At 33.3% G+C, this 20568-nt stretch carries 20 protein-coding genes and 1 pseudogene; 8 read left to right on the top strand and 13 right to left on the bottom strand.

The window, feature by feature from the left end; genetic code table 11:
- Positions 1-16: 16 nt before the first annotated feature.
- The 6 genes from KPF49_RS06190 to KPF49_RS06215 form a co-directional block, all read right to left on the bottom strand.
- Positions 17-1756 (bottom strand): ABC transporter ATP-binding protein, encoded by a 1740-nt coding sequence (locus KPF49_RS06190; protein WP_420874583.1) that lies wholly within the window; start codon positions 1754-1756, stop codon positions 17-19.
- Positions 1734-3476, bottom strand: coding sequence for an ABC transporter ATP-binding protein (locus KPF49_RS06195; protein ID WP_183675128.1), 1743 nt, complete (start codon positions 3474-3476; stop codon positions 1734-1736). Before KPF49_RS06195 ends, KPF49_RS06190 begins: the two co-directional genes overlap by 23 nt.
- Positions 3477-3585: 109 nt before the next feature.
- The gene (gene nagB / locus KPF49_RS06200) at positions 3586-4317 is read right to left on the bottom strand and encodes a glucosamine-6-phosphate deaminase (RefSeq protein WP_183675131.1); all 732 of its coding nucleotides are present in this window, start codon (positions 4315-4317) and stop codon (positions 3586-3588) included.
- Positions 4318-4416: 99 nt separating this feature from the next.
- Positions 4417-5625, bottom strand: coding sequence for a divalent metal cation transporter (locus KPF49_RS06205; RefSeq protein WP_183675134.1), 1209 nt, complete (start codon positions 5623-5625; stop codon positions 4417-4419).
- A gap of 24 nt (positions 5626-5649) precedes the next feature.
- Positions 5650-6069 (bottom strand): hypothetical protein, encoded by a 420-nt coding sequence (locus tag KPF49_RS06210; RefSeq protein WP_183675136.1) that lies wholly within the window; start codon positions 6067-6069, stop codon positions 5650-5652.
- Between the two features lie 17 nt (positions 6070-6086).
- Positions 6087-6980, bottom strand: coding sequence for a YitT family protein (locus KPF49_RS06215; protein ID WP_183675139.1), 894 nt, complete (start codon positions 6978-6980; stop codon positions 6087-6089).
- Between the two features lie 127 nt (positions 6981-7107).
- Between KPF49_RS06215 and KPF49_RS06220 the strand changes: the two genes are divergently transcribed.
- Positions 7108-7497 (top strand): VOC family protein, encoded by a 390-nt coding sequence (locus tag KPF49_RS06220; protein WP_183675142.1) that lies wholly within the window; start codon positions 7108-7110, stop codon positions 7495-7497.
- A gap of 69 nt (positions 7498-7566) precedes the next feature.
- On the opposite strand, the gene KPF49_RS08135 is transcribed toward KPF49_RS06220, so the two are convergent.
- Positions 7567-7701, bottom strand: coding sequence for a hypothetical protein (locus KPF49_RS08135; protein WP_257713872.1), 135 nt, complete (start codon positions 7699-7701; stop codon positions 7567-7569).
- A 373-nt stretch (positions 7702-8074) separates the two neighbouring features.
- Positions 8075-8869, bottom strand: a complete 795-nt coding sequence (locus tag KPF49_RS06225; RefSeq protein ID WP_183675145.1) for a class I SAM-dependent methyltransferase — start codon at positions 8867-8869, stop codon at positions 8075-8077.
- Between the two features lie 105 nt (positions 8870-8974).
- Here KPF49_RS06225 and KPF49_RS06230 point away from each other — a divergent pair, with 105 nt between their 5' ends.
- Together KPF49_RS06230 and KPF49_RS06235 are read left to right on the top strand one after the other, a co-directional pair.
- Positions 8975-9154, top strand: a complete 180-nt coding sequence (locus tag KPF49_RS06230) for a hypothetical protein (protein ID WP_183675147.1) — start codon at positions 8975-8977, stop codon at positions 9152-9154.
- Positions 9155-9170: 16 nt separating this feature from the next.
- Positions 9171-10652, top strand: coding sequence for an MDR family MFS transporter (locus tag KPF49_RS06235; RefSeq protein ID WP_183675150.1), 1482 nt, complete (start codon positions 9171-9173; stop codon positions 10650-10652).
- An 18-nt stretch (positions 10653-10670) separates the two neighbouring features.
- Here KPF49_RS06235 and pepT read toward each other — a convergent pair whose 3' ends face one another.
- Entirely contained in the window at positions 10671-11888 is a 1218-nt protein-coding gene (pepT, locus tag KPF49_RS06240; RefSeq protein WP_183675153.1) for a peptidase T, read from the bottom strand.
- A gap of 34 nt (positions 11889-11922) precedes the next feature.
- Positions 11923-12984, bottom strand: a complete 1062-nt coding sequence (locus KPF49_RS06245) for a D-alanine--D-alanine ligase family protein (RefSeq protein WP_183675156.1) — start codon at positions 12982-12984, stop codon at positions 11923-11925.
- A 130-nt stretch (positions 12985-13114) separates the two neighbouring features.
- On the opposite strand from KPF49_RS06245, the gene KPF49_RS06250 reads away from it, so the two are divergent.
- Entirely contained in the window at positions 13115-14830 is a 1716-nt protein-coding gene (locus KPF49_RS06250) for an ABC transporter ATP-binding protein (RefSeq protein ID WP_183675159.1), read from the top strand.
- A 36-nt stretch (positions 14831-14866) separates the two neighbouring features.
- Here KPF49_RS06250 and KPF49_RS06255 read toward each other — a convergent pair whose 3' ends face one another.
- Entirely contained in the window at positions 14867-15436 is a 570-nt protein-coding gene (locus KPF49_RS06255) for a nitroreductase family protein (protein WP_183675163.1), read from the bottom strand.
- A gap of 12 nt (positions 15437-15448) precedes the next feature.
- On the bottom strand, positions 15449-16405 hold the full coding sequence (locus KPF49_RS06260; RefSeq protein WP_219490088.1) for an ABC transporter ATP-binding protein: 957 nt from the start codon (positions 16403-16405) through the stop codon (positions 15449-15451).
- A 96-nt stretch (positions 16406-16501) separates the two neighbouring features.
- Between KPF49_RS06260 and KPF49_RS06265 the strand changes: the two genes are divergently transcribed.
- The 4 genes and pseudogenes from KPF49_RS06265 to KPF49_RS06280 all read left to right on the top strand — a co-directional run bounded on the left by KPF49_RS06265 (position 16502) and on the right by KPF49_RS06280 (position 19656).
- Positions 16502-17386: a fructose bisphosphate aldolase gene (locus tag KPF49_RS06265; RefSeq protein WP_183675169.1), complete on the top strand. Its 885-nt coding sequence runs from the start codon at positions 16502-16504 to the stop codon at positions 17384-17386.
- Between the two features lie 67 nt (positions 17387-17453).
- Positions 17454-17990 carry a helix-turn-helix domain-containing protein gene (locus tag KPF49_RS06270; RefSeq protein WP_219490066.1) on the top strand — a complete coding sequence of 179 codons (537 nt, stop codon included), beginning with the start codon at positions 17454-17456 and terminating at the stop codon, positions 17988-17990.
- Positions 17990-18847 (top strand): annotated as a pseudogene (locus KPF49_RS06275) (IS3 family transposase); the annotation flags it as partial. The gene KPF49_RS06270 and the pseudogene KPF49_RS06275, both read left to right, overlap by 1 nt.
- 140 nt (positions 18848-18987) lie before the next feature.
- Positions 18988-19656, top strand: a complete 669-nt coding sequence (locus KPF49_RS06280) for an RluA family pseudouridine synthase (RefSeq protein ID WP_183675478.1) — start codon at positions 18988-18990, stop codon at positions 19654-19656.
- Positions 19657-19667: 11 nt separating this feature from the next.
- Here the strand turns inward: KPF49_RS06280 and KPF49_RS06285 are convergent, their stop codons facing one another.
- Positions 19668-20519, bottom strand: coding sequence for a DUF4097 family beta strand repeat-containing protein (locus tag KPF49_RS06285; protein ID WP_183675476.1), 852 nt, complete (start codon positions 20517-20519; stop codon positions 19668-19670).
- Positions 20520-20568: the final 49 nt, after the last annotated feature.

The following is a 20568-nucleotide window of genomic DNA, read 5'->3' on the forward strand; positions in this document are numbered from 1 at the left end:
AGAGTTCTCAATGTCATTACTTTTTCATTACTTGTTTATAGTACATTTCTTTATATTTACCATCTTTAGCAATTAGCGCTTGATGATTTCCTGATTCAACGATGTTTCCTTTATCTAGCAATAATATCTGATCTGCATGTTGTATTGTCGATAATCGGTGGGCAATAATCACTGTCGTACGGTTTGAAGATACAATTTTCATTGCTTTTTGCACGAGTTGTTCTGTTTCACTATCCACGTTAGATGTTGCCTCATCGAGAATTAGTAATGTCGGTTTAAATGCAAGTGCACGAGCAAATGAAATCAGTTGACGCTCTCCAAGAGATAAGGTCGAACCACTTTCTATTAGCTCCTCATGAATTCCGTTTTCAAATCGTTCTAAAATCATTTCTCCCCCAACAGAAATCAGCGCATCTTTTGCTTCTTTTTCAGTGATACTTTCATTACCAAGACGAATATTATATAACAGCGTTCCGTTATAAATATACGGATCTTGCAAAACGATTGCCGTATGCTTTCTCATCGACTGCTTATTAATCGTTTTCGTGTCGACACCGTCAAATAATATTTCTCCACTATCTGGGTCATAAAATCTCATTAGTAAGTTAATAATCGAACTTTTACCAGACCCCGTATGACCAACAAGTGCAAGCGTTTCGTTTTGGTTAACTTTAAAATTAATGTCGTTTAATACAGGGTGTCCTTTAACATAAGAAAAGTTAACATCTTTAAACTCGATATTACCATTAAATATTTTCAGCTCACCAGTGTCTTCTTTTTCTTCTTCTTCGTCGAGTAATTCATATACTTTATTTGTCGCAACTCGTGCTTGTTCGATAACATCAAACACACCAATAATTCCGTATAATGGCATCATAATCTTTCCTGCATAGTCAATCATTAAGTACATAGAACCGATGGACCACGTTGTATTTTGGAATAAAAACATATAACTAAACACAAATATTAAAAACATAAGTACGACGCTCTTTAACGATTCAATTAAGTTCGTGTTTGTTAATGCATTTAATCGTGATAAGCGAACAGAACTTTCATAGTAATCTTCATTCAGTTTTAAAAATTCGTTAAACACTTTGTCTTCGTTGTTAAACGCTTGAATAACACTCATTCCACTGATTGATTCATTAATCGATGCGTTCATTTCACTATTTTTCTCACGTTTTATCATATTGTATTTGTTAGATGCTTTACGATATAAGTATAGCCATAAAAATAATACCGGTAAGATGAGTAGCATGAGTAATCCTGCATATACGTTAACAATAAACGATGCAATAACAACTCCAATAATCGTAAATCCACTTGTGATGAGCTGTGATAGCACTTGAGTAAATACTGTTAAAATCGTTTCAGTATCATTAGTAATTCGCGCAACGACTTTACCTGCTGGTAAGTTATCAAAATATCTCACTGGAAGTTTTTGTATGTGTCTAAATACTTTTAGGCGGATATTTTGAATGACTTTACTTCCGGCTTTTAATGTAATTATTTTAGAATAATAGGCAACTAGACCATTTGTGATTTCAACGAGTAAATACACTAAAAGCATAATGACAATACCTTTAACAACGATATTATCTTTCACTAAATAGTTATCTAAAATAATTTTTAATATAAACGGACCGAATAAATTAAGTCCAACCGCAATTAAACTAAGAAGCGCACCAAATATAAGGAGAGATCGCTGACCGATTGTAAATTCATATAGACGTTTAATTTGGTTCAACCGTCTCACCCCCATGTTTAAAGTACTCATGTTGCGTTTTGTACCATCCATCTTTTTGAGTTAACTCATCATGTGTTCCTGACTGAACGATTTCACCGTCATCAATAACGATAATTTGATCTGCATGTTCAACCGCAGAGAGTCTATGCGTAATAATGATTGTTGTTTTATCTTTGCGTGTTCGTTTTAATGCGTCGATAATATGTGCTTCAGTATTTGCGTCAACCGCACTTAATGCGTCATCTAATATAAGAATTTCTGGATTTTTAATTAAACTTCGCGCAATTGAGATTCTCTGTTTTTGACCGCCAGATAACGCGACACCCTTTTCTCCAACTTTCGTCTCTAAACCGTCAGACATATTATTTAAGTCATTAATTAATGCACTATTTTCAATCGCAGCTTGCAGTTCTTCATCTGTAGCATTCTCTTTACCAAAGAGTATGTTTTCTCTCACTGTTTTACTAAATAAGAAATTCTCTTGAGGAACATATCCAATTAAATCTCTGAGTTCTTCTTTACTAATATCTTTAATCGGCTTCCCATCGATAATGAATGAACCATTTCCTTCAGTATAGTACTTTAAAAATTGCTTAATAAACGTTGTTTTACCGCTTCCAGTTTTACCAACGATTCCAAGTGTTTGCCCTTTTTTCAGTTCAAGATCAATTCCTCTTAAGTTATCTCTAGTAGATGTCGGATATGTAAACGAATAATTTTTAAACGACACGTCGTTATTTTTTACAGCTCCATCAGATAATAAGACGTCATCCGTTTCGTATAATACGTCTTCAATTCTATTTAATGATGCGCGCCCTCTTTCAGTAATATCTAACATCATTCCAAATGCAAACATTGGCCAAATCATCATATTTAAGTAAATATTAAATGTTATAAATTCTCCAAGCGTAACGATATCATTTTGGATAAAATAAGCACCCGCCGCAAACGAAATGATAAATGATGATGCGACAATCAATGTTGTGACTGGTTCAAATAGTGCTTCTAATCTTACAACTTTCATGACACGTTCAATGTAATTTGATGTCATCGCTTTAAAATCGTTATATTCTTCATTTTCTTGAACGTAACTTCTCGTTACTCTTACACCTTCAACGACCTCTAGTACATTATTATTCATTTTACCGAATGCTTCTTGTGCAGTCATATGATGATCCATAATCTTTCTACCAATTTTAACTTCAGTCACAATTAATAATGGAAGTGGTAATAGTGCAATAATCGTTAATACAGGATTAACGACGACCATCATCGTGATTAAAATAATCGTTCCGTATATTAGCGTATCTAAAATTGTAACAATTCCAGCCGTTGTTCCCATCGTAACACTGCGTAAATCATTCGTAATTCTTGCCATTAAATCTCCAGAGCTATTTCTTTCATAAAAAGACGGAGACATCGCCAAATATTTTTTTACTAAGCGCTTACGTAAAATCGCATCGATATGATACCCTGACTGAGAAATATAATATATGCTTAAAAATGTAAGCAAATAAATTGATATAATAACAACAGAAAACAATATGAGAATATTTCTCATTAGCGTGACAGATAATGTTTCTGTCGTTATAAAATCGATTGTTTTCCCAATAATCAGTGGTGGCATAATTTCAAGTAAATTTAAAATAATTGCGGACACTAAAATTATAATGAATTTAAATTTATGCTTTTTATAGTACCAACTGATTTTCTTTAAAAAAGTAATCATCACATACTCCTTTCTTCTATATAATTATGTATAAAAATAGGAGGGAATCATCCCTCCTACTAATGATTTAACTATATATTACGATTTTTAAAATAATTATTCAATACAATTATTCTTCGCCACGTGCAGCTTCATCAGTAATTAAAATAACATTATCATGGTTATGAAGAATAGATGCCGGAACATCTTCAGACACTTTTCCACTTACGAATAATTCACGTGCACGTTGTTTATTATCTCCTGAAATAAGTAAGATAATTTGCTTAGCTTTCATAATCGTTTTAAGTCCCATCGATAGTGCTTCTGTTGGAACGTCTTCTTTCTTCTCAAAAAATCTTGAGTTATCTTCAATTGTTTCATCAGTTAACTGAACTTTTCCTGTTAATGATTCAAAGCTCGTACCTGGTTCATTAAACGCAATATGACCATTACGTCCAATTCCTAATACTTGAATGTCGATACCAGTTTCGTCGATTAATGATTCATATTCTTTTACTTCTTTATCTAAATCACTTGCGACACCATTTAAGATATTGATATTTTCTTTAGGAATATCTAATTTACTAAATAAGTGTTCGTCCATAAAATAATGATAACTTTGATCGTCGTCTTCATCTAGACCAACATACTCATCTAAGTTGAATGTCGTTAAGTGTGATAAATCTAATTTTTCATCGTTAATAAGTGTTGCGAGTACTTCATACATCCCTTCTGGTGTTGAACCAGTCGCAAGCCCTAACGAAAATGTTTCGTTCTCTTTTAATGCGTCAAAAATAATTTGTGCCGCTTCACGACTCATATCTTCATACGTTTTCGTTTTAATTTCTTTAAAATTTGTCATTGTTTGCCTCCACTAAACTACAGAGTTGTAACCCTTTGTTACATTCAGTACTTAACTACTATCTACGTTAAGTATTCATACATTATATTCCTTTTAAAATTAACTGTAAAACGATAACTGTAAAATATCATAGATTGATATAAAAATAAGTGCGAAGAGTACAATTAATGAAATCACACCATATACAAATAACCACGCCGGATGATTGTAGTCCTTTGTGATATCTTTACGTTTAGATGCATGTAAAACTCCACCTAATATCACAGGTATAATGAGTCCATTTAATATTGACGCTACATTAATGAGCATCACATCTTCTCCAGCAAGTAAGTAAACGAACCAACTCGTTAATACAATCATCATTAAAATCGTATCAATATGAGTTTTAATAATGACGTTTACTGGCTTAATAAACGTTCCAATCGTATAAGTTGCTCCGATAATTGAAGAAATAGAAGCAGCAATAAATAAAATTCCAAGTGCATATATGCCTAGATCACCGAAAATTTCTAAAAATGCCCCTTCTAATATACTATCTTCAAAGATAATGACATTTTTATTCGTTAACCCTAGAATTGTTAAAAATAATATAAAGCGTACGGCAGTTACAATTAGCACACTAAAAACTGCTGCTTTTGTCACTTCTTTTTTATATTGTTCACCTGTTACACCAACGTCAATTAAACGGTGCGCACCTGAGAAACTAATATATCCTCCTATAGATAACGCGACCATCGTTGCAATTGACGTAATCGTATTAAATTCAATGTCTGGAATCACTGTACGTGCAAATACGAGTGAATATGGTACGTCAAACATAACAAATAAGAAACTTAATAAGATAATTGATGCGATAAAACTAAACAATACGATAATAAAAGTATAAAGTGTCATCCGATTTTTATTGAATAAAAATATTAATATCCCAATTAATATACCAATGGATGCACCGAGTTTAACATCGATATTAAATAATAAACTCATCCCGATCCCAAGTCCTGCAATGTTTAATATATTAAAAGCAACTCCACCTAGTAATACAAGCACCGACGTAAATGGCAGAGATTTTGGGATAATTTTTTCAATGACAATATTTGCAGGTTGATTCACTGCAGTGAGTATTCTCCAAATGTTCATTTGAATACCTAACTCGATAATTGCAGTCATTATAATAATAAATGCTAAATTCTCTTTAAATTGGAACGTATCTTCAGCTGTCGATAATAAAAATAAAGGACCAATTGAAGCGGTGGCCATTAAAAATATCGCACTAAATATTTTACGTTTAGTTGTAACAGTTTGATTCATGACCCTCACCTCAATTGACCCTTTTTAATAAAGTGGTTTTAATATGTTATTAAATTGTTGTGTAACAAATAGCTTACGTCCTAAAAAGCGTAAATAAGTTCCGAAATTACTCGTTTCAACATCTGATGAAATTACAAGTTCAGAACGTGACTCTACTGGCACGACGTTAATCATCGTGTGAAGTAAAAAGTCAAAACCATAAATCGTAAACTCTAAACGACGATTTTCAACATGTTTTGTAACTTTTCCTAAATAAGTCTGCCCATTAAAAGTAATTTGAAATTTTGTTCCTTCTCTTCTTAAGTCTTTTGATTCAGATACGTATTTAATCGCTGATAGACCTTCAATTGAATCGATGAGTGTTTCATCTGATGATAAATACTCAAAAAATGTTTCTGGCAGCAGTTCTAACTCTTTGTTGTGAAAATATAGTTGAAGTTTCATTGATTTCTCCTCTTATCTTAAATAATAAAGTTACCAAGCACATCGTTTACGTCGTGTACAACTACGAATGCAGATTCATCATTTTTCTTAATGACACGTTTTAATCGACCGAGTTGGTTTTTGTTAATAACAATATATAACACATCTTTGTTTTCTTGTGTGTAATATCCTCTACCATGCATGATTGTTACACCACGCTTAATATCTTTTGTGACGTGTTCAGCGAGTAGTTCTGGTTTATTTGAAATAATCGTCACTGCTTTTTTAGGATTCATACCTTCGACAATGAAGTCCATTACTTTTGTTGCAACGTATAATGCAATTATAGTAAGTAGTACTCTTTCTAAAGGAATTACTGTTAGACCTGAAAGTACAACAAGTAAATCAAAGAACAGTAACGCATAAGAAACATTTACATCTAAATATTTGTTTGCGATACGTGCTAAAATCGTCGTACCAGCAGTCGTTGCACCTACTCTAAAAATTAACCCTATACCGATACCGATGAACATTCCACCAAAAATCATATTGACAATGACGTTTTCAAATTGCATTTGCCAAGTCTCTGTAAACCAGAGCATCAGTGATGTCATTGGTATTGAGAATATTGTATAATACATCGCGCGTCTCGATAAAAATTTAAAACCAATCGCTAAAATAATCGAGTTAATAATTAAGTTCGTTAGTGCAGTAGACCAACCAAACGCATAGAAAAGTATGATCGATATCCCGATAACCCCACCTTCAGCGAGGTTTCCACCGATCATAAACGTATTAACTCCTACTGCGAATATAAAAGAGCCGATAGTGATAACGATTGCGTTAATTAATGTTTGAACAGTCCAATTTTTATTAAATGAAAGCTTTCGCTTGTTAAAACTTTCAATTTTTTCTTTTTTATTCGCTTCCATTTAACCGACTCCTTTTATTAATAGTATAGGTTTAATTTTATAAGATTTGAGAACTTTATTCAATGCACTTATCGAGTTAATTCACACCTTTGATATAATTGACACAATAAAAGAAAGGAGAATTTTAATGAAATCAATGACCCCATTCTTAATGTTTGACGGACGTGCGGAAGAAGCAATTTTATTTTATAGATCAGTGTTTAAAGATTTTGAAGTTGTGTTTATAAACTACTTTGAAACAGGCGATATGAAAGGCAAAGTAATGCAAAGCCTTGTCAATATTCATGAAAACAACATTATTATTAATGACGCTTCAATTACTCATGATTTTTCATTCACACCATCTATGAATTTTTTCATCGAATGTGAAAGTGAACAAGAACAAATTGATTTATATGAAAAACTTAAATCAAAAGGCTCAATATTAATGCCATTAGATGATTACGGCTTTAGTAAGCAATATGCATTTGTCACTGACCCATTTGGTGTTGGTTGGCAGTTAAATTTATCTGAATAAATATAAAAAAACCGAAGTCTAAGACTTCGGTTTTAATCTATATTACGTATTCATTAATAAAAATACGAATTATCCAAGTAATTTAGAGAAAATATTTGTAAATTTACGGTTAGATTTACTTTCTTTAAGAATTTTATTGTTTAAAGCTTCTGTTTTATATTCTTTAATACGTTGTTCAACCGGAATAATGTTAGTAGTATACAATTTGTTTCCTCCTGATTTTTATTATTTATTTCATTTAGTTATTTTCTTTACTGTCTTAATTATAGGCTTTATATCAACGTTTATCAATGTTTTTGATTGTTTAAATACAAAGTAAATCTATTAATAATATTCTGTTATTTCAAATACTTTATTTTAAAAACGAAATATAATTTCTTTTATTTTTATAATTAATTAAATTATACATATAAATGTATATTAATACGTATGATAACGTTTTAACATGACTATTATAAGTTTTTAGATAATTAATACAAATTTACGTAACATTTTACACTGAAATTTTAGTGTAAAATGTATACGTTTTCTCAAAATTCATTAAAAAAAGAATGTGCTTTCACACATTCCTTTTTACTTATTTTTTGTTCCTATTTTTAAATATCGCTGTACTTAACACGTGTGGTATGTCGTAACTATCTTTTTTCTCAGTACTTTGAAGCATATTATCAATTTCTGTTAATACTGATTCCTTTCGATGATCACTAAAACGAGATAGCCAAGAAGACGTCTCAATTCTCTTTAGCCATTCTTCATCTGTAAATTTTACTTGGTAATCTTTCTTAAAAAGATTTGTTAAGTCAAATTTATGATAGTTAAAGTCACTAAACCATTCGACTGGGAAGCTGTTAATCATTTGAATTGAGTATTTTTTAGATCCTGCTGGCTCTAATTGATTGTATTTAGAATTAGAACGAATAATTCTCATTGTTTCTTTCATCATTGAATTATTTACTCTAAACCCTATATCTGAAATAATCATTAAGCCATGTGGTTTTAATAATCTTTTCACTTCTTTTACTGCTTCATTTGAGTCGAAATATTGCCATGCACGAAGTGCGAAAATTATATCGTACCCCTCATCTTCAACAAGACCTGTATCTTCTGCGACTCCATCATAAAATGTTACATTTTTACCATTCGTATAGCCCTTACCCATATTTCTAAATACTTCACTCGGCTCTAACGCGTCAACAACTACACCTTTATCTGAAAGCATTGCTGATAAAAACCCGGGACCGGCACCAAGGTCTAATATACGTTTACCATTAATATCTACACCCATTTGCTTCAATCCATCAAAAAGTTCTTCTGGAATATCGTTACGACTATTAAAGTATTCTTCTTCAAAATTTTGTAGCTTAAAACTCATTCGTTATCCATCCTTATAATTCAATCTGTTTTATTGTATTCTCACTATAATTAACGGTATGATTAATAGATAATTGTCTATGTATAAATTTGGGGTGAATCGTTTATGTCTAAAACGTTACTTGCGTTTACATTAATTGCGCTAATGATTTTATTATCCTACTGGGGTGTGACATTTGTTGCACCGAATTTTGGTTACGCACGATCAGTCGCAATATCTATTATATTAGGAAGTGTAGCAGGATTCTACATATATACTATTATTGATAACAATTATTTAGATTAACGAGGAGGGTCTTCCCTTGGAAAAGCCAACAGAAAAACCGGATTACCGGTTGATTATCATTTTAATTAGTGGTGCATTTATTGCATTTTTATCAAACACATTTTTAAACGTCGCATTACCATCGATTAAAAATGACTTTAATATTTCAACAGGAAGCGTTCAGTGGGTATCAACGTCATACATGCTAGTTGCTGGGATTATTATACCAATGACCGCTTACTTCATGAACCGTTTTAGTGCGAAAAAGATATTCTTAAGTGCGATGGGATTATTTTTAATTGGAACGACAATTTCAGGACTCTCATTTGCATTTCCAATGTTAATTGCCGGACGTATGATTCAAGCAACCGGAGCTTCTATTTTAATGCCCTTACTTATGAATACGATGATTCGTAGTTTCCCTCCTGAAAAACGCGGAACTGCGATGGGGTTATTCAGTTTAGTTATGTTCTTCGCACCAGCAATTGGTCCGACACTTTCAGGGATTATTATTCAAAAACATGATTGGCATGTATTATTTTTAATGATGATTCCTTTATTAATCATCATTTTGGTTTCTGGTTATATCTTACTTCCAGACGTAACCATTCAAAAGAAAGCCGTGATGGATATTCCATCGGTGATTATGTCAACGATTGGATTCGGTGCTTTATTATACGGACTCGTTTCAGCGGGTAACAATAAGCTTCTAGCGATAGAGACATTTGTTCCAATACTCATTGGTGTAATCGTCATTTACTTCTATGTCATAAGACAAATGAAATTAGAAGTACCAATGTTAAATTTTAGAGTGTATAAGTACCGTATGTACTTACTTGGTACACTAATTAGTATGGCGACAAACATGGGATTATTTGCCGGAATGATTTTAATTCCAATATTTTTACAAGACATTCAAAATAGAACACCACTAGAGACAGGCCTTCTAATGTTACCGGGCGCATTAATTTTAGGTTTCTTATCTCCAGTATCTGGAAAATTATTTGATATGTATGGCCCTAAAGTAATGGCGATTACTGGTTTAGCACTCGCAACAGTCACAACTGCATTTTTAGGTCGTCTTACAATTGACACAAGTTTTACTTATATTTTAACAATTTACGTTATTCGAGCATTTGGTATGACTCTAGTTAACACACCAGTGATGACAAACGGAATGAATGATTTACCAAGAGATCTAACACCAGATGGATCTTCACTCAACTCGATGCAAAACCAAGTGTCTGGAGCTGTAGGGATCGCCCTACTCATTTCAGTTATGCAAGGATATGTAAACTTTAAATTAAGAACGATAGATTATGTAACACCTGAAATTGAAAACGAAATAATGATTCAAGGTATTAACTTAGCATTTAACGTCGGAGCAGTATTTATGGGGCTTGGACTCATTACTGCATTCTTTTTAAAGCGTGTCTCAAGTGACGATACTCTGGATAGTAAATCATTCTCTGCACGACCTGTTGGAGAAGCACGAAAAATAAACCGTAAAGAAGATTAATCTTCTTTACGGTTATTTTTATCGTTCAGCAATTCTTTTTACGATTTCAACGATTGTTTTTGAAGCTTTTTCCATATCATCAACCGATGTAAATTCATGTCTACCGTGCATATTTTCTGTACCAGTAAATATATTTGGTGTCGGTAATCCCATATATGATAACTGAGAACCATCTGTTCCACCACGTACTGGACGAATGATCGGTTCGATACCAAGTGATTCCATCGCTTCTTTTGCGATATCCACGATGTAAAATTTTGGTTCAATTTTTTCTTTCATGTTGTAGTACTGGTCATTTAATTCTAATAAGACGTTTTCTTTACCATATTTAGATTGGTATGCTTCAACAATTTTTCTCATATGATTTTTACGTGACTCAAAATTATCTTTATCGAAGTCACGAATAATATATTCTAATTCTGTTTCATCAGTTGATCCGCTAATATTTAATAAATGGAAGAAACCTTCATATCCTTCACTATGTTCAGGTGTATCTGTTTCGTCAAACTCTAATGCAAATTTTGAAGCGATTGTGAGACTATTTACCATTTTACCTTTAGCAGTACCTGGATGAATATTTTTGCCTTTAATAATCACTTTGACACCTGCAGCATTAAAGCTTTCATACTGAAGCTCACCGACTGGTCCTCCATCAATCGTATAGGCAAAGTCTGCATTAAATTTCTCAACATCAAACTTATGAGGCCCGCGACCGATTTCTTCATCTGGTGTAAATGCAACGCGGACGTCACCATGTTTTATATCACTATTCAAAATTTCTTCAGCTGCAGTGACAATCGCAGTAATTCCTGCTTTGTCGTCTCCACCTAAAAGTGTTGTCCCATCAGTTGTAATAAGTGTATGTCCATAATAATTTTTTAAATTTGGAAAATCTTTTTCTTTCATAACGATATCGTTTTCTCTATTTAAAATAATGTCTCCACCGTTATATTCAACAATTTGTGGGTTAACATTTGTTCCTGTAAAATCTGTTGCGGTATCGACGTGTGCTAAAAATCCAACAGTTTCCGCGTCGACGTTTCCAGGAATAGTTGCAAATAAATACCCATTATCATCTAACGTAATTTCTTTTAATCCTAATTCTTCCAGTTCATCTTTTAGCATAATTAAAAGATCCCACTGCTTACTTGTCGATGGTGTTGTTTCACTACATGCGTCCGACTGTGTATCTACTTTTGCGTAGCGAATCAGTCTTTCTGTTAATTTTTCTTTCATGAAATTCCCCCTTTTACATTATTATACCGAACTTTTAAAACCCTGAATCAAACTTAATATCATTTTTCTCATTATATTTTTCAATACTTAAATCGATTAACTTATCAAGTAATTCACTATAAGGAATACCGCTTTCTTCCATCAGTTTTGGATACATTGAAATGGATGTAAATCCTGGTAACGTATTAATTTCGTTGACGATTACTTCGCGAGACTCTGTTAAAAATACGTCGACTCTCGCGTAGCCTAAACAATCTAATGTGCGATACGTATTTTCAGCGACTGCTCGAATTTTTGCCGTTTCATCGTCCGTTAATTTTGCAGGAATAATTAATGTCGCACCGTCATCTGTTAAATATTTTGATTCGTAATCATAAAAGTCAACGTTAGAGACTATTTCTCCCGGAACTGATACTGTTAACTCATCATTACCAAGTACAGATACTTCAATTTCTCTCCCGACAATCGCCGCTTCGATGAGTACTTTATCATCAAAATCGAAAGCACTATTTAAAGCGTCGTTAAATTCTTTTTCATTATTGACTTTACTCACACCAACAGATGACCCTTGGTTTGCTGGTTTTATAAACATCGGTAACCCGAGCGCTTCTTCGATAAGATTATAATCAACCGCTGATTTCTCGTAGCGATGAACGACAACACCGTCTGCAACTTGAATGTGATGATAGTCTAATAGACGTTTTGTAACATCCTTATCCATCGCAACAGCACTACCTCTTGTGTCACAACCAACATAGGCAACGTTCGCACATTCAAGTAATCCTTGTACGTTTCCATCTTCACCGTAAGTTCCGTGGAGTACTGAAAAAATTGAATCGAGTTTTATTTTTGTCGTTTCAGTCTCAAATTGTTGCCCAGGAACAACTTTCATTGTTTCCTTCTCCTCGACTAACGTTAAGTCAATTTCTGAAAGGTTAGTTGTTGTGACCCACTCACCTGTTTTTAATACATGAATTAAACGTACATTATATTTCTCTTTGTCTAACGCATCTAATACACTTTTTGCTGATCGTAATGACACTTCATATTCAGTGGATTTCCCACCGTAAATTAAACCAATATTTAACTTTTTCATAATTAAACGTCCTTTATAATAAAATCGTCTATATTTTAGCATAAACAATATTTCTAAATCATCTAATTTTAAGTTTAGACTATTTTTAATATGATATACTTTTTGTATTACATTATAAAGGAGAACTGTCATGAGGCGATTTTTTTCATACTACAAACCTTATAAAGGCTTATTTATGTTAGATTTTTCATCGGCAGTTTTTGTCGGGTTGCTTGAATTATTATTTCCACTTATCGTTAGTGGATTTATAGATAATCTACTCCCAACAGAGAACTTTAAACTAATATTCATAGCAACTCTTGGATTACTTGCGGTATACATTTTGAATACTTTTTTACAATATATTGTGACGTACTATGGACACTTACTTGGAACTAATATTGAAAGAGATATACGTAACGACTTATATAGTCACATTCAGTACTTATCTTATCGTTACTTTGATAATACGAAAACCGGTAAACTATTAACACGATTAACAAATGACCTTATGAATATCGGTGAGATAGCCCACCACGGTCCTGAAGATTTATTTATTGCGATAATGACGCTATTAGGCGCTTTCGGGATTATGCTTTGGATCAACCCAGAACTCGCTGTTATATCATTTGTCATTGTTCCACTTATTCTAGTTATCGCGATTTACTTCAACAAAAAGATGACAGTCGCATTTAGAGAGTTATTCGGACGTGTGTCTGAATTTAACCACCTCATTGAAGATAAAATCGGTGGCATTCGCCTCGTTCAAGCATTCGCACGTGAAGAAGATGAAATTAAAGCGTTTAAGGAAATTAACAGAAACTTTAGAAAAACAAAATTAAAAGCGTATAAAATTATGGCATTAAATAACTCAATTTCTTATATGCTCATGCGTTTTGTGACAGTGTTTATTTTAATTGCCGGTGCGTACTTTGTATTAAACGATAAAATTTCTTACGGAGATTTTGCGGCATTCATTTTAATTTCTAATATTTTATTTAAGCCACTTGAAAAAATTAACGCAGTCATCGAACTATACCCAAACGGTATCGCAGGATTTAAACACTTTACTGAAACGATGAACGAAGTATCTGATATTCAAGAAAAAGAAAACCCAATTATTTTAAAAGATACAACAGGTGAAATTACATATGAAAATGTTAATTTCTCATATGAAGATAAAAAAATATTACATGATTTATCGTTTGAAGTGAGTAGCGGAGAGACAGTAGCACTCGTTGGTCCGAGTGGTGCAGGTAAAACGACAATCACCAACCTTTTACCACGATTTTACGATGTCACGAGTGGCTCAATCAAAATCGATGGTGTCGACATTAAAGAGTACTCTCTAAAATCTTTAAGAGAAAATATCGGTATCGTCCAACAAGATGTCTTCTTATTCTCTGGAACATTAAGAGAAAACGTCGCTTATGGTAAACCTGACGCGACAGATGAAGAGATTTACGATGCACTCTATAAAGCACAACTGAAAGATCTCGTAGATAGTTATGAGGACGGTCTCGATACAATTGTCGGAGAGCGCGGGGTTAAATTATCGGGTGGACAGAAACAAAGAATTTCTATCGCAAGAATGTTCTTAAAAAATCCACCAATTCTAATACTAGACGAAGCAACAAGTGCGTTAGACACTGAAACTGAAAGAGAAATTCAATCTGCATTAAATAGACTCGCAGTCGGTCGTACAACACTCGTTATCGCACATAGACTCGCAACAATTAAAAATGCAGACCGTATTTTAGTTGTGACACCAAATGGAATAGAAGAATCTGGTAGTCACGAAGAACTATTAGAAAATACCGAAGGAATTTACCGCGCGTTACACGACGCACAATTTGCAGCTCTTTAAATAAAATAACCATCCCTTATTAAAAGGGATGGTTTTTTATAACCAAATTGTTTTTTCTTTTTTGTCTGTACGTTTTCTACTAAGCTCTTTTGCATTATCGTTTTCTCCGAAGAATATAGCTCCAACGACTTCTTCGTCTTCTTCTATACCTAATGCTGATTTTACTTCTTTACTATTATAAACAGGTCCAGTTTTCCAAATCGAATCGATACCCATGCTCGTCGCTTGAATGAGCATATTTTGAATCGCAGCGCCGACTGCTAATATGTCTTCTTCATATTTACCACGTGTTTTATTTTTATTTTTACTATAGACTGCTAAAATGACTGTTGGTGCGACCATTGTTTTATTGACCATTTTCACTTTCATACGTTCAAATTCTTCTTCAGTAATATCTCGATTTTTTTGGAATTCCACCGCAGCATCATAGAACTTCTGCATATTATCACCTTGCATAACAAAAAACTTCCAAGGCTCTGTAATATGGTGATTTGGTGCTTGGATTGCCGCTTCTATAATCGTTTCAACCGCTTCTTTAGAAATCGGTTCAATTTTCTTAAATATTTTTGTACTTTTTCTATCATAAATTGGTTTAATAACGTCCATTAACAATTCTCCTTATTGAAATTCGTGTAGTGATTCAAATTGTATATTTATTTCATCACCAATGTCTATATTATTCTCTCTAGTGAGTAAGACAAGTCGCTGATTTTTATATGTAAATGATACAAATATATCTCCACCAATTTTGTTTACGTCTATCACTTGTACTTTAATACCGTCTTCTACAATATAAATGTCTTCTCGTCTCACCCCACAAAGTTTACCATGATATTTAAAAACATTCATCGGATGAGTTCCGAAAAACTGTGCGACAAACGGATTATTCGGATGACTATATACTAGAGATGCGTCACTAAACTGCTCGACTTCTCCGTCATTAAGAACGAGTATTTTATCGCCTAATTTCATTGCTTCATTATGATCGTGTGTGACATAGATAATCGTTTTTTTCTCTTCAGTTTTAATACGTAAAATAAGATCTGTAATTTCACGCTTTAAACTTGTGTCAAGACTCGCAAGTGGTTCGTCCATTAATATAATATCCGCATTTGTCGCAAGACTTCTAGCGAGGGCGACACGCTGCCTTTCTCCGCCTGAAAGTTCATGTGGGCGCTTATTTAAATGGTTAAAAATATCCAGTTCAGTCGCAATCGTTTCAACATGCGTTGTTAACTCCTCTTTACTCATATTTTTCTTAATACTAAATTCGATATTTTGTTTTACTGTTAAGTGTGGGTATAATGCAAGATTTTGAAAGACAAACGTTAAATTACGATCTTTTGGCTTGGAATAGGTCATATTTTTATTTTCTATAAAAACTTCACCGCTTGACGGTTCTAGAAGTCCAGCGATTATTCTTAAAATCGTACTTTTGCCAGACCCAGACGGTCCAACAACTGCGAGGCACTCCCCTTCTTTAATATTAAAACTCACATCATTAAGTGCAGTGCTCTCTTTAAAGTACTTACTAATATTATTTAATTTAACTTTACTCATAAATCTATTATACATAATACACTTACTTATTGAACTATCTTGAAAAATTTAGCATAATGTAAGTGATAGGCAATATATGCTTAATAATATTTTAGGAGTGGGAATTCTTTCATGTCACATTTAGACAAAGTAACAAATGGTAATGGATTTATTGCAGCGTTAGACCAAAGTGGTGGTTCAACACCTAAAGCTTTACGCTTATATGGTATCTCTGAAGATAGCTACGATACTGAAGAAGAAATGTTTGATCTTGTACACAAAATGCGTACACGCATCGTGACGTCACCAGCATTTACGAGTGACAAAATTTTAGGTGCAATTCTTTTTGAACAAACAATGGAAAGTAAAGTAGATGGTAAATACACTGCTGAATATTTAACTGATAAAGGTATCGCACCATTCTTAAAAGTAGACAAAGGACTTGCAGATAAAGAAAACGGTGTTCAGTTAATGAAACCAATGCCTGAACTTGATGAGTTATTAGACCGTGCAAACGAACACGGCATCTTCGGTACAAAAATGCGCTCAGTTATTCATGAAGCAAATGAAGATGCAATTAAAGAAGTTGTAAAACAACAATTCGATATCGGTAAAAGAATTTTAGACAAAGGTTTAGTACCAATCATCGAGCCAGAAGTTGATATTCACTCAGAAGATAAAGAAAAAATCGAAGACATTATGAAAGTTGCGATTTTAGACGAATTAGACAAATTAGAAGAAGGACAAGACGTCATGCTAAAACTGACAATCCCTTCAGTAAGAAACAACTTTAAAGAATTAGTCGAACACCCACGTGTGATTCGTGTTGTTGCATTATCAGGTGGGTATAGCCGTGCAACAGCAAACGAACTATTAAAAGAAAACGATGGTATCATCGCAAGCTTCTCACGCGGATTAACAGAAGGATTATCCGTCGATCAAACTGATGAAGAATTCAACAACATGCTTGAAGATTCAGTAGAAAAGATCTACGACGCTTCAGTAAATAAAAAATAATTAAACATGATAAAACCGAAATGCACTGACCCCCTAAATCCGGACACGGATTTAGGGGGTTATTCGTATGTCAAAGTATAGTTATGATTTGAAGTTAGAAATTATAAGAAGATATGAAGAAGGTTTTGGAGCAATCATTCTTTCAAAAGAGTTTAATATAAGCCATGACACGATCAACAATTGGATAATGGCTTATAATCTCTATGGCGAAGTTGGTTTAAAGAAAAGTTTATCTAAAACACGTTATTCTGGTGAGTTTAAGTTATCCGTATTAAAATATAGGATAAATAACGAAACTTCCTATTCAGAAACAGCTCAAGTCTTTGGAATCAAGAATCCATCTACAATAGCTGGTTGGCAGCGAAAGTATGATTTGGAAGGCTTTAGTGGTTTGTGTGGTACTTTAGGAAGACCTAGAAAACGTGAGGGAACGACTATGCCTAAGAATAACGATGAACCAAAAGAACTATCAAAGTCTGAGAGAGAAGAACTTATTGAACTAAGAGAAAGAAATGAGTACCTCGAAGCAAAACTGCTTTACCAAAAAAAGTTGGATGCCTTGCTTCGGGAAAAGCGTGCTCAAACAAAGAAAAGACGCAAGTAGTACTAGAAGTAAGGCAAATTAAAACAGAAGTTAAACTGAGTACTTGGTTAGAGATTTCTGAGTTACCAAGATCTTCATTTTATGAATGGAAAGAAAAATTAAATCAGGTAAATGAATCTGAGCAGCGATTAGTTCAACAAATACAATCCATCATTCAAGAATCTAGATTTACTTACGGCTATAGAAGAGTTGTACTCGCACTAAAGAATCTAGGTATTATTGTGAACCATAAAAGAGTGCTCAGACTTATGAAGAAGTACAATTTATTGTGTACGAAATTCACAACAAGAAGTAGAAAGTATAGTTCGTATAAAGGTGAAGTTGGAAAAATTGCAGATAATGAGCTAAACAGAGCATTTAACGTAGATCAGATGAATGAAGTTTATGTCAGTGATGTAACTGAGTTCAAAGTGGACAACTCAGATGTAAAAGTGTATCTCTCACCCATTATGGACTTATATAATAGTGAGATTGTGTCATTCAGTATCTCTACATCACCTACAGTAAAATTTACTTGTGAGTCCCTAGAGAAAGCTATTAAGAAGCTGCCTATAGAGCATAATCTCATGATTCATACAGATCAAGGGTTTCATTATCAGCATGTCAAATGGACACAATTACTAGAGCAGAATAATATCAAGCAGAGTATGTCTAGACGTGGAAATTGTTTAGATAATTCACCTATGGAGAATTTCTTTAGTTTGCTTAAACAAGAAATCTATTACGGTGTTAAATATCAAAATGTTCAAGAATTAATCGAGGCATTAGAAGAATATATTGATTGGTACAACAACAAAAGAATAAAAGAGAAATTAAATGGCCTGTCTCCTGTTCAATACAGGAAACAAGCCATATAAGAATTCACGGACAAGAATGTCCGGATTTATGGGTTCGGTACAAAATCAATAACGATTTCGGTTTTTTTGTTTATTTCGTTCGTCTTATAATCATTATTATGATACCGTTAAAGTCAATATAACAAAAAGTAGGTTTAATTATGAAGCTAGATATTTTATACGAAGACAACCACGTCATTGCTGTAACAAAACCAAATAATATCCCCGTTCAAGCAGATAATTCTAATGATAAAGACATGCTGACAATTGTAAAAGAATATATTAAAGAAAAATATCATAAACCAGGCAACGTATTTTTAGGACTTGTCCATCGTCTTGACCGCCCTGTTGGCGGTGCGATTGTGTTTGCGAAGACTTCTAAAGCTGCGAGCCGACTATCCAATGAGATTCGTAAAAATACATTTGAGCGCAGTTACGTCACTGTAGTAGAAGGACATCTAAAGAGTAATGGCACGCTAAAAGATTATTTAGTCAAAAACCGTAAAACGAACACATCTTTTGTCGCGAGTAAAGGTGCAAAAGATGCTAAACACGCAGTGCTTGAGTATAAAACTATCGGTCTAGATGAAGCACTCAGTCTACTCGAAGTTAAACTTCATACTGGTCGTTCACATCAAATCCGTGTACAACTATCAAATCAAAATGCTCCAATTTTCGGAGATCAACGATATAACAAAAATAGTAAAGTCGGCGAACAAATCGCTTTATGGAGTTCTGAAATTAAATTTAAACATCCAACTAAAGATGAAGTTATTACAGTTACAAGTACTCCTCCAAACCGCTATCCCTGGAATAGATTCACGAATTAAGTCAAATAGACTTAATTCGTGTCTATCATTAACGTTCCGTAACTTGCAACGAGCTTTACTTTATACTCTCCATTTCCAAGTACTTTTCCATCAATTTCCTCATCGTATCCATCGATAATAAGTGCACCGAACTGTTCTTTTAGAATTAACTCTGCATTATCAAACATCTTATCTAGCGTAATCATCGCATTACCTGTTGCGACTTTACCGTCGATATGCTGATCTTGATTTACATTATCTAAAACGAGTTTCCCAGTGCTGACGTTAAATTTTAAATGCTTTGTATCAACGTCATCAATTCTCATTTCTCCTGTTTGTAGATAACACGTTAACGTATCTGCTTCTACTTTTTTAATAATCACTTGACCTACATCATTTTTAAATTGTATATCTTTCGCTTTTATAGAATCCGCATGAATTGAACTGTAGTGCTGAATCATTTCAACGCGATCGATTTTTTTATCTGGTAAATATATTTCTAAACGCGTGTTTTTACTTGCATGAGACAGTTTTAAATTAAGACTAAATACACCTTCGTTAACTTCATATTGAAATTTCTCCAAATCGATATCTTTCGTTACGTTAAAATGTAGATACTCATCATCCGACTCATAAACATAGACAGGAACAAACGTCGTTTCAAACTTAAAGTGTGTAACATCGTCATCTACCGTCAAATCTTTTTTATTAAATAAATATTTTTCAGCTAGTGTTTCCGGAGCACCTAACTCGTTAATTAATGCGTCATCGTCATCTTTTTCTCGAAATCGATTCAATAACGAATCGATTATTTTATCTTGTTGTTTACTAGTTAATGATTGTAAATGGTACTTCACAGTTCCTAAATACTCATAACGGTCCATTTAGTAACACCTTTCTTTTTTAAACTTTTTCTTTTCTTAGTTATACTAA

Source organism: Nosocomiicoccus ampullae, assembly GCF_019357495.1.
Lineage (GTDB): Bacteria > Bacillota > Bacilli > Staphylococcales > Salinicoccaceae > Nosocomiicoccus > Nosocomiicoccus ampullae.

Coding starts and splice junctions, on each gene's coding strand:
- KPF49_RS06195 (WP_183675128.1), bottom strand. CDS start 3,476: ATGATTACTTTTTTAAAGAAAATCAGTTGGTACTATAAAAAGCATAAA.
- nagB (WP_183675131.1), bottom strand. CDS start 4,317: ATGACAAATTTTAAAGAAATTAAAACGAAAACGTATGAAGATATGAGT.
- KPF49_RS06205 (WP_183675134.1), bottom strand. CDS start 5,625: ATGAATCAAACTGTTACAACTAAACGTAAAATATTTAGTGCGATATTT.
- KPF49_RS06210 (WP_183675136.1), bottom strand. CDS start 6,069: ATGAAACTTCAACTATATTTTCACAACAAAGAGTTAGAACTGCTGCCA.
- KPF49_RS06215 (WP_183675139.1), bottom strand. CDS start 6,980: ATGGAAGCGAATAAAAAAGAAAAAATTGAAAGTTTTAACAAGCGAAAG.
- KPF49_RS06220 (WP_183675142.1), top strand. CDS start 7,108: ATGAAATCAATGACCCCATTCTTAATGTTTGACGGACGTGCGGAAGAA.
- KPF49_RS06225 (WP_183675145.1), bottom strand. CDS start 8,869: ATGAGTTTTAAGCTACAAAATTTTGAAGAAGAATACTTTAATAGTCGT.
- KPF49_RS06230 (WP_183675147.1), top strand. CDS start 8,975: ATGTCTAAAACGTTACTTGCGTTTACATTAATTGCGCTAATGATTTTA.
- pepT (WP_183675153.1), bottom strand. CDS start 11,888: ATGAAAGAAAAATTAACAGAAAGACTGATTCGCTACGCAAAAGTAGAT.
- KPF49_RS06245 (WP_183675156.1), bottom strand. CDS start 12,984: ATGAAAAAGTTAAATATTGGTTTAATTTACGGTGGGAAATCCACTGAA.
- KPF49_RS06250 (WP_183675159.1), top strand. CDS start 13,115: ATGAGGCGATTTTTTTCATACTACAAACCTTATAAAGGCTTATTTATG.
- KPF49_RS06255 (WP_183675163.1), bottom strand. CDS start 15,436: ATGGACGTTATTAAACCAATTTATGATAGAAAAAGTACAAAAATATTT.
- KPF49_RS06260 (WP_219490088.1), bottom strand. CDS start 16,405: ATGTATAATAGATTTATGAGTAAAGTTAAATTAAATAATATTAGTAAG.
- KPF49_RS06265 (WP_183675169.1), top strand. CDS start 16,502: ATGTCACATTTAGACAAAGTAACAAATGGTAATGGATTTATTGCAGCG.
- KPF49_RS06270 (WP_219490066.1), top strand. CDS start 17,454: ATGTCAAAGTATAGTTATGATTTGAAGTTAGAAATTATAAGAAGATAT.
- KPF49_RS06280 (WP_183675478.1), top strand. CDS start 18,988: ATGAAGCTAGATATTTTATACGAAGACAACCACGTCATTGCTGTAACA.
- KPF49_RS06285 (WP_183675476.1), bottom strand. CDS start 20,519: ATGGACCGTTATGAGTATTTAGGAACTGTGAAGTACCATTTACAATCA.